General features: G+C 67.4%; 1 protein-coding gene and 2 pseudogenes. 2 read left to right on the forward strand and 1 reads right to left on the reverse strand.

The features are described from left to right. Together WA944_RS15930 and WA944_RS15935 are read left to right on the forward strand one after the other, a co-directional pair. Positions 1-259: pseudogene (locus tag WA944_RS15930) on the forward strand (LLM class F420-dependent oxidoreductase); the annotation flags it as partial. After that, positions 259-1,851: an FAD-dependent oxidoreductase gene (locus WA944_RS15935; RefSeq protein ID WP_526647118.1), complete on the forward strand. Its 1,593-nt coding sequence runs from the start codon at positions 259-261 to the stop codon at positions 1,849-1,851. The pseudogene WA944_RS15930 and the gene WA944_RS15935, both read left to right, overlap by 1 nt. 20 nt (positions 1,852-1,871) lie before the next feature. Here WA944_RS15935 and WA944_RS15940 read toward each other — a convergent pair. Then, a pseudogene (locus WA944_RS15940) lies at positions 1,872-2,284 on the reverse strand (hypothetical protein); the annotation flags it as partial.

The following is a 2,284-nucleotide window of genomic DNA, read 5'->3' on the forward strand; positions in this document are numbered from 1 at the left end:
CACCACACCCCGCGACATCGACATCGACGCCCCCGTCAAACTCCTCCAGGACACCTGGGCCGGCGCCGACCGCGACGGCACCCCCCAGATCGTCGCCCTGGACTTCAAACCCGACCCCGACAAACTCGCACACTGGAAAGACCTCGGCGTCACCGAAGTCCTCTTCGGCCTACCCGACCGCAACCCCGACGACATCGCCACCTACATCGAACGCCTCGCCGGCAAACTCGACGGTTATGGCTTCCGCGGAGGTGACTGATGTCCTACGTGATCACCCAGAACTGTTGCAAGGACGCCAGTTGCGTGCCGGTGTGCCCGGTGGACTGCATCCGGCCGGCGGGCGGCCCCGGCGAGTTCAGCGGCACCGAGATGCTCTACATCGACCCGGAGGCGTGCATCGACTGCGGGGCGTGCATGGACGAATGCCCGGTCGACGCGATCCACTACGAGGAGGACCTGCCCGCGCACCTGGAGCGGTTCCGGGACATCAACGCGGCATACTTCGAACGACATCCGCTGCAACCGGAGTCGACGCCGCCGGACAAGCGGCACGGACCGGTCGAGAGCGGATCACTACGGGTCGCCGTGGTCGGGGCGGGCCCGGCGGCGTGTTACGCCGCAGATGAACTGATCGCCGTCGACGGAGTCGAGGTCGACATGTTCGAACGCCTGCCCACACCCTTCTGCCTGGTCCGGGCAGGCGTCGCCCCCGACCATCAGCACACCAAATCGGTGGTCAACCTGTTCACCTCGGCGTTGGCCGACAAACGATTCGGTTGCCACCTCAACGTCGAGATCGGCAGGCACCTGAGTCATCAGGACCTGATGGACCATCACCACGCAGTGATCTACGCGGTCGGCTGCTCGGCCAGCCGCAGCCTCGGCATCCCCGGCGAGGAACTTCCCGGCAGCCACCCCGCCTCCGATGTCGTCGGCTGGTATAACGGGCACCCCGACCACGCTCACCACCGGTTCGACCTGTCGGGCCGGCGAGCGGTGATCGTCGGCAACGGCAACGTCGCCCTGGACGTCGCACGCATCCTGTTGACACCCCCCGAGACGCTGGCCGGCACGGACATCGCCGAGCATGCGTTGGAGGCGTTGGCGCACAACTCGATCGAAGAGGTCGTGATCCTGGGCCGGCGCGGGCCGCGGGCCGCGGCGTTCTCCGTCGGCGAGTTCCTGGCGCTGGGACATCTGCCCGGTGTGGACGTGGTCATCGACGGGTCCGGCCTGGAACCCGACCCCGACGACGACATCGAGACAGCGGCGAAGCTGGACGTCGCCCGCGAGTACGCACGGCGCGCGCCGACCCCGGGGAACAAGCGTGTGGTGTTCCGCTTCGGATGCTCGCCGACGGCAATCGAGGGCGGCAACTCCGCGCAGGGGCTGCAGGTCAACGGCAGCGAGGTGATCGAGACGTCGTTGATTCTGCGCTCCATCGGATACCGCGGCGCGCCGCTGCCCGACCTGCCGTTCGATGAGGCGACGGGCACCGTGCCCAACGACCGCGGTCGGGTGACCGACGGCACCGGTGACCCCGTCACCGGGGTTTATGTCACCGGCTGGATCAAGCGGGGCCCGCAGGGAGTCATCGGCACCAACCGATCATGCGCGGAACAGACCGTCGGGCAACTGCTCGCGGATTTCGACGCCGGCCTCCTGCGACGCGAGGTGGCGGCCCGAGACACCTTGCGGGCGTTGATGGATCGCCGCGGACTGTCACCTGTGGACTGGAACGGCTGGCGGGCCATCGACACCGCCGAACGCGCCCGCGGGTCCGCGGCCGCCCGTCCGCGGGTGAAGTTCGTCGCCGTCGAGGAGCTTGTCACGACCGCGCGTCCGGGGTGAGCGGCCACTCGACGGCACCGTCACAAACACGGTGCCAGGAATCGCCGGATCATTTCGCGCTCGGTTCCGCGATCGTCCACCGGCCAGCACAGCAGAGACAGGACGACCCGGACGATCCACTGCGCAGCGACAGGGTCATCGCTGAGGCCGACTAATTCGGACGCCAATGCCGGCGGCATTGTCGATCGGCCGATCCACTGCATCACGGCTGTACCGCTTATCGAGTGCAGCAGCGCTTGCCCCAGCGGGTCCGCCCGGATGCGTTCGAGGGCCACCTCCACGGCAGTCACCGTCCGCTCTGGACCGCTTAGCCTGAAACCGTGGATCATTGATTTCGTGGCGTTGGGGAGCTGATTCTGCACGATTGGGGCGGCTGGGAAATGGTGTGGGTATGAGTGATCCGCTGGCCTGCACCAGCTTTCCTGTTGTCTGC

The sequence above is a fragment of the Mycobacterium sp. genome (assembly GCF_049683355.1).
GTDB lineage: Bacteria > Actinomycetota > Actinomycetes > Mycobacteriales > Mycobacteriaceae > Mycobacterium.